Below are 7,592 nucleotides of genomic sequence, written 5' to 3' on the forward strand. Positions count from 1 at the left end.
CCTCAATAAAAAAACAAATATGATTATCTGGAATAAAGTCCCTCAAATTCAAAGGAAGTAAAAACACCTGACCAATACTATCTTCATGCAAAACCATAAACACCAACTCAACAAAAACTAAAAAACATTAATACTATATTACACCCCATAATATTTAAAACTAAGCATAACTAAAAAGAATCAAAAAATAATTATTGCACAGCCAATTTTATAATAAAAAAATTGTTAGAGATATGCACAAACTAACTGCCCATCTATTTGATCCAAATATTCCAAAAACTAACAATCAAATTGAAAGTAAATTCAGTGGAGCACAACAAAAAGAAGATAAAAAACGCTTTAAAACCAAACATGGAGCTATGTCTTATTTAAAACCAATAATTGAAAGACAGAACGATGAATTAAAATGGACCTAAATGTTATGATAAATCATTATTTTAGTAATAATCAATTTTTCAGGAGGCAACTTTTTGACACAAACATGTGTAAACACTGATTTCGCAAAATAGAAATTTTGCAAAATCTCCTCTTAGGTACTTAAATAGGGTTCAACACCAAGCGAGAATAGCGAGAATTAAAAAAAATTTTATTCTCCTAATTAAGTGTATTAATTCATGTTTTTATAACCAATAGATAATTAATAAACAACCATTAAAATATTAATTAATAGAAGATTTAAATGGTAAGTGAAATGTGAACATTAAATATCAGATGACAATTTTTTTTAATAACTAATTTTCAATTAACTTAACTAATTTTTTAGATTCCGTGACAATGTATGGAAGATTAAATGCATTAGCTATTCTTTTAACAGCATCTAACAATCTTACGATCATATCAAGCCATGAAAAAATATCTCCAGGATAAATTTGTATCTGATACAATTTAAATAATTTCTGAGATATTTCAACAGGGTCTCTTTTTAATAATCTATCTTCCATTATAAGTCGTGAAATTCCTTTTTCTAAACAATTACAAAAAGGTTTATCCTTACATTCACATCTTAAAAAATCAGTTTGAATCTTTAAAAGTGCATCTTGATATTTACTATCTAACTTTGAAATAGTTTCGCCAGAAGATATAATATCTAAGGTAGACTCTGAAAATAGCCTAGTTGAGAAATTAACTTTCAGAACATTAACTATTTGTTTATGTAAATTTGGAGATAAAAATGCATTGTTAAATGATTCTAGATTAATAGCTATTTCTAATATTGATGACGCTAAATCAAAATCGATGTCTTTGTAGAAGGTTTTATTTTTATTATTCTTGGTATTACTTTTAGTATTAATATTTTCATTATCAATATTACTTTTAGTATTAATATTTTTATCATTAATATTACTTTTAGTATTATTATTTCTATTCTTATTTTTATTAATATATTTTTTATTAAAATAGTTATATTGAGTTTTTAATTGATTATTACTAGTTTTATTATTTTTAAAACCTTTAATTTTATTTTTATAAGATAAAGATATTTTATTTAAGCTATTTTTTATTAATTCTCCATCTTCAATAGATAAAAATGAAGTTGAAACTGCTTTACCATATTTTGTAGAAATTAATTCATTAAAAGTGATCTTTTTCTTATTATTCGGGTTATTAATTTTACTTTTCTTATTATTGCTATTTTTAGTATGTTTAGGATTTAAAATCTTTATTAAATTATAATCTAAAAGTAAATCAATAGTCATTTCTAAATCAACTGGAATTGGAATTGATTTATAAAACTTCTCCAATTCATCTAATGTCTTTATAGTTCCAGATGAGATATCTGCTAAAATTTGTTCTGATGTATCCTCAACACTATAATTTATGTTTATTTTATCTACATCACTTTCAAGAAGATTAATAGCTATTGATTCTTCATTTTCACCATCAAATTTATTTCCAACTTCTGGAATTAAGTATATAATTCCTCTATCATGATAGCTAACTCTACCTGCCCTACCTAACATTTGATGAAACTCATTAGGAGTTAACCATTTGTTACCCATCAACAATGACTCAAATATCACTTGAGATGCTGGAAAATCCACCCCTGCGGCTAATGCTGCAGTTGTAACAACAGCTGCGATTTTACCATTTGCAAAATCTTTCTCAATTTTATCTTTTTTAAAGAAGGGAATACCACTATGATATGGTGAAGCTACAATTCCTTTTTTAGTTAAAAACTTAGCTATTTGATGTGTTTTTCTTCTAGAATTTGTGAATATTATACTTTGACCTTTAAAACCTTTTGATGAAGAAGTGTTAAACTCCTTTAAAATTAGTTTCTTAATAATATTTCTTCTTTGAATTTCATTACTCACAAAAGTTATATGACGCTCTAATGGAACAGGACGAATATTATATTCAACTAAATTTAAATCAAATTCTTGAGCTAATTGTTTCTGGTTTTTAACCGTAGCTGAAAGACCAATTATTTGAGTTTTTGGGAATAATTTCTTTAAACGCCTAATCAACCCATTTAGTCTCACTCCTCTTTCAGGATCATCTAAAGTATGGATTTCATCAATTAAAACTACTCCCAATTTATTTAAGGAATCAGATTTTCCAGATCTGATTAAAAAGTCAATACCCTCATATGTCCCAACAATAATATCTGAATCATGTATATTGGAGTCTTTAATTTTAAGATGACCTTTAGCATTTATACGATTCATTCCTACTTTAATTGATGTTTTAAGTCCTAGTTGATCATAGCTATTTTTAAAATCTCCATATTTTTGATTAGCTAAAGCAACAAGTGGAGTTAAAAACACAAATTTCTCACCCTTAAGTGCTTTTGGAACTCCAGCTAACTCTCCCACCAATGTTTTTCCACTTCCTGTTGCAGATACAACTAATAAGTCTTTATCTTTAAGAAGACCATTTTTAATAGCTAAATATTGAATTGGAAGTAAAAATTTATCATTATTATCATCTAAAATATTTTTAAATTTATTTGGAATTTTTAATCGATCAATAGCTATTTTTGGAATATTTTTATCCTCTCCTAACTCTACTTTATCAAATAATGTAAGATTAGAGTTAGATAATGGGTCAAATTTAGGATCCATCATGGAGATAACTTTATCTAAATCTCCACTACGATTTAAGACCTTTTTAAAATTTGCAAACAATCTTTTATCAAAACCTCTGAGTTTAAGCTCACGAAGTATAGATTCCTCAGCACATAGTTTACAAATATTTTGACCATGATACTTATAAAAGAATTTAGAGTTAATTATTGTGATGTTTCCTTCAAGTACACAATGTTTACATATACGTACATATCTATATTTAACATCTATTGAAGTAAGGTATTCTTCCATATCCCTATCTCGAATATCTAAAAAAACAGCTTGTTTTTTAAGAAGCCTAATAGCTTCAGAAGGAGGATAAAATTTCTCAACCCCATCTTTAATCACAATAAACCTATTAAGCTCAATATGATCATCTTTCCATTTAAATTTAAGATTACCAATGAATTTAGGAGTTCTTTTATTGTTCAAAGCCCCACTAGGACTCCCAATAGGATACATTTCCCACAATCTTTTTTTCTTTATAAGTATTATCATATTACAACACATTACAGCACTGATTTCGCAAAATAGAAAATTTTGCAAAATCTTCCATATGCACTTTATAAAAAATATTAATATTACTTAATTTATTTTTTATATTATTAAAATTTATTGAAAAATAAATAAATTTGACAATACTTTTTTACAAAAATAATTAAGATTGACTAATGCAATATTTAATATAATATTCATAGATTAATATAATATTAACAGATAAGTTATAGTTTAATTTATATTTAATAATATATAAAGAATTTATTATTAAATTAACAGTTATTTATCTATTTCAAATTTTAAAAAAAACAGATACTCCTTAATTAATAGGAAAACATTATAAAATTACCATAAAATCAAGAGATAGTATAGTAAAAATTTTTAAATTTATATAAAAATACTAAAAATAGAAAATATAAAATCGAGTAAAAAAAGAACTGAATAAAAAAATGTAGGAAAAAATAATAAAAAAGAAAAAGGAGTAATCTTATATTAAATAATGAACTAAAGTTTAGCTATTATTTAAATAGCCTCTTTTCCAGACTCTCCAGTTCTTATACGTATAACATCTTCTACTGGAGATATGAATATTTTACCATCTCCAATTTCACCAGATCTTGCACCATCAATAATAGATTTTACTACCTCATCGACTTTTTCTTTTGCAACAACAATTTCTACTCTTGTTTTTGGAATTAGATCTATACAGTAATCAGAACCTCGATATCGTTCTTTAATACCCAATTGTCTTCCTCTACCCTTAACTTCGTTGACATTCATTCCTACACAGCCAACATCTATAAGAGCTTGTTTTACTTCAGTAAGTTTTTCTGGACGGATTATAGCTATAATTCTTTTCATATTATGCCTCTAAATCTCTTTTAATCTTTCTCTTATTTAAATTTATATAACTACATTTTGATTATAGATTCTAAGGTACTTATAATCTGTAGCCAGATTCTTCATGTAAATTAGCATCTAAACCTTCAATTTCCACTTTTTCAGGCACTCTAAGTCCAATTGTAAGATCAATGATTTTACCTAGGACAATTGAAACAACAAATGCATAAACAACAGTCACAGCAACACCTATTATTTGAACACCTAATTGACCAGGGTTACCGTATAATAATCCAGCTACTCCTTCTGTTATCACTGGTGTTGCAAATATACCAGTAGCTACTGCTCCCCATAAACCAGACATACCATGTATTCCAAATACATCTAATGCATCGTCGTATCCAAGTTTTGGTTTGAGGAAAGATATTGCATAATAAGAGACTATGGAAGCTACAAAACCGATAACTAATGCTCCAGTAACATCAACAAATCCAGCTGCAGGAGTAATCGCGACTAAACCTGCAATAATACCAGATATTGCGCCCAACACACTTGGTTTTTCTTTATTTAATACTTCCATTAATATCCAGCTGATTAATGCGATTGATGCTGCAACAATACTTACAATAACTGCAGATGAAGCCAATCCTCCTGCAGCAATAGCAGAACCACCATTGAACCCTAACCAACCAAATGCAAGTAATCCTGCACCAATAACAGAATATCCTAAATTGTGTGGTAATAATGAAATGTCTTTCCTTTTACCTAGAAGCAGTACTAATGCTAAAGCAGAGACACCAGAATTAATATGAACTACAGTACCTCCTGCAAAGTCAAGAACTCCCAAACCAGATAGGAATCCTCCACCCCATACCCAATGAGCAATAGGGACATATACAAGAGAAATCCATGCAATAACAAAGACTATCCATGCTGAAAATTTAATTCTTCCAACAACTGCACCAGAAATAAGTGCTGCGGTTAATGCTGCGAAAGTTAATTGGAATGCAATGAATGCTATTTGCGGAACAGTTCCAGATAAAGAATCAATTGCAATTCCACTTAGGAGCAAATTGGTTGGAATTCCTATCAATCCCACCAATGTCTCCCCAAATGCAAATTGGTATCCATAAGATACCCAAATAACCGCCCCAATTGCAAATGCAATTAATGACAGGAACATTGTGTTTAAAACATTTTTCTGCTTAGATAATCCTCCATAAAATAGAGCAATACCTGGAATACTCATTAAAAAGACCAGTGCAGTAGATATTAATATCCATGCAGTGTCTCCAGAATTCAAAATATCAACCATAAAAAATCCTCTTTTACATTATATAATTTATTAAATTAACTAAATTTTTAAAATATTTTCAAATTAAATTTATGAATCAAAATATAAGATTTAATCTTTAAATTAAAATTATGAATCAAAATATAAGATTTATACTATTGAAAGAAATATTAATAGATTAATTTAGATTAAATAGCTATTACTACAATTTTAAGGACCATAGCAAATTTAATTACTATGATTTAATAGAAATAGCTAAAAATCTAAATTAAATACAATCATTTGATCTTTTAGTAATTTTTCAATATTAATCTCAATTTTTATCAATCATGACGGAAGTCGGAATCCTGCTTCCGATATAATAATGTTGTTTTTGAAGTATATAAATATTATGGTTATGATGGAAAAAGTGTGGAAAAAATATGTTCATATGATAATGAAATATATTAACAAATATGATAATTATATATACAAAGAAACATATAACAAATAATAATGAATTAAGCATATGAGTGATTTAATGAGCCCTATAAAAAAAGCTAATTTCATAGTAATAATTATAATAGCTATTATTGCACTTGGAGCAAGCACTGCTGTAGCATCATACACAGAAAACCAAGTAAAAGAATATTTACAAAAAGATATCCTCGCATCTACTGATGAATCAAACAATAAATTAACAATAGTAAGTGATGAGGATTTTAAACCATTAGAGGGTAAAGAAATACCAATTATAATCAAAAATAATACAACAAACAACACTAACAACACAAATTACACATACAACAAAACAAAAAACCAATCCTACTACAATAATCAGGAAAACAATTATTATCAAGATAATGGTTATGGATATAACTACACCAAAAAAAGCAACTATCAATACAGTAATAATCAGTATTATTAATGACCATATTTATTATTTTTTAAATAAAACACTATATTTTATTATTATATAAACTTAAAGCTTTTTTTAGACTTAATAATTTACATTTAACATTTCGTGGTTGGAATGCTACTGAAAGTAAAATAACATTTTTATCTTGATATGGTTTGTAATACTCATTTTTTATAATTTGACTTAATCCATCATCTAACATATTATCCATAGATTCTATTTCGCTGAACTTAAACTCAATAATTACAACATTGTCTTTTTGTTTTAATATAGCATCCATTCTTCCTTTGATTGTCATTAGTTCTCCTTCAATATCAAAACCTAATAATTGCAACCAAGAAATAGCTAAAATTTGATAATGTGCTTCAAATTCCTTCTTAAGCTTTCCATATAACAAATTTGGAATTTTATGAAGTAAAGTTTCAAATGATCTTTGTAATTTCAGCTCATCTAAATTCAATATGTAATTCAACATATCATTTGTCATTGGTTTAACCTGACTTTCATCATAGTTAGTATAATATCCTAATATATAAGCAAATAGTGAATCATAAACTTCTTTATTAGGAATTCCTAATTTATACTCTGTTGATTCACCAAGAACGACACTTTTACTTTTTATTGTTAAATAACCTGTTTGCAAAAGCACTGTTGCAAAGTCTAAGGTTTCAAGTTTAAAGCTGGGAAATGTTCCTGAGAAAGTAGATCCCTTATTTATTAGTACATCCTTATTAATTCCTTCTTTATCAATAATATCTACAAGTAATTTAGGTGTTCCTGTATCAAACCAATAGTTACCAAAAACTCCATTATTAAAAAACTCAAGAATTGAAAAAGGATTGAGGATTCGCATTTAATGTTTCTTTATTTGTTCTATTTTATTGATTTTTTCTTTATTTTTTGTGTTTTTATGTGAGTTTTTTTTAATATTTTGTTGGTTTTGTTGAATTGTTTTTAGTTGTTCTTATTGTTTTTAGTTTGTTTAATTTTATGT

The 7,592-nt window shown here is 26.9% G+C and carries 6 protein-coding genes; 2 read left to right on the plus strand and 4 right to left on the minus strand.

Features of this window, described 5'->3' with window-relative positions:
* The first annotated feature begins 194 nt into the window (after positions 1 to 194).
* On the plus strand, positions 195 to 416 hold the full coding sequence (locus MBFIL_RS01195) for a hypothetical protein (RefSeq protein WP_211261684.1): 222 nt from the start codon (positions 195 to 197) through the stop codon (positions 414 to 416).
* A gap of 315 nt (positions 417 to 731) precedes the next feature.
* Here the strand turns inward: MBFIL_RS01195 and MBFIL_RS01200 are convergent, their stop codons facing one another.
* From MBFIL_RS01200 to MBFIL_RS01210, 3 genes are all read right to left on the minus strand, one after another.
* Positions 732 to 3,566, minus strand: a complete 2,835-nt coding sequence (locus MBFIL_RS01200; RefSeq protein WP_066970673.1) for a DUF5814 domain-containing protein — start codon at positions 3,564 to 3,566, stop codon at positions 732 to 734.
* Between the two features lie 522 nt (positions 3,567 to 4,088).
* Complete coding sequence (locus MBFIL_RS01205; protein ID WP_066970675.1) at positions 4,089 to 4,427, minus strand: P-II family nitrogen regulator; 339 nt, start codon at positions 4,425 to 4,427, stop codon at positions 4,089 to 4,091.
* Between the two features lie 79 nt (positions 4,428 to 4,506).
* Positions 4,507 to 5,721, minus strand: coding sequence for an ammonium transporter (locus tag MBFIL_RS01210; RefSeq protein ID WP_066970677.1), 1,215 nt, complete (start codon positions 5,719 to 5,721; stop codon positions 4,507 to 4,509).
* Between the two features lie 499 nt (positions 5,722 to 6,220).
* Between MBFIL_RS01210 and MBFIL_RS01215 the strand changes: the two genes are divergently transcribed.
* Positions 6,221 to 6,607 (plus strand): hypothetical protein, encoded by a 387-nt coding sequence (locus MBFIL_RS01215; protein WP_066970679.1) that lies wholly within the window; start codon positions 6,221 to 6,223, stop codon positions 6,605 to 6,607.
* Positions 6,608 to 6,638: 31 nt separating this feature from the next.
* Here the strand turns inward: MBFIL_RS01215 and MBFIL_RS01220 are convergent, their stop codons facing one another.
* Positions 6,639 to 7,451 carry a PD-(D/E)XK nuclease domain-containing protein gene (locus MBFIL_RS01220; RefSeq protein WP_066970681.1) on the minus strand — a complete coding sequence of 271 codons (813 nt, stop codon included), beginning with the start codon at positions 7,449 to 7,451 and terminating at the stop codon, positions 6,639 to 6,641.
* Positions 7,452 to 7,592: the final 141 nt, after the last annotated feature.

This window comes from Methanobrevibacter filiformis (assembly GCF_001639265.1).
Classification (GTDB): domain Archaea; phylum Methanobacteriota; class Methanobacteria; order Methanobacteriales; family Methanobacteriaceae; genus Methanacia; species Methanacia filiformis.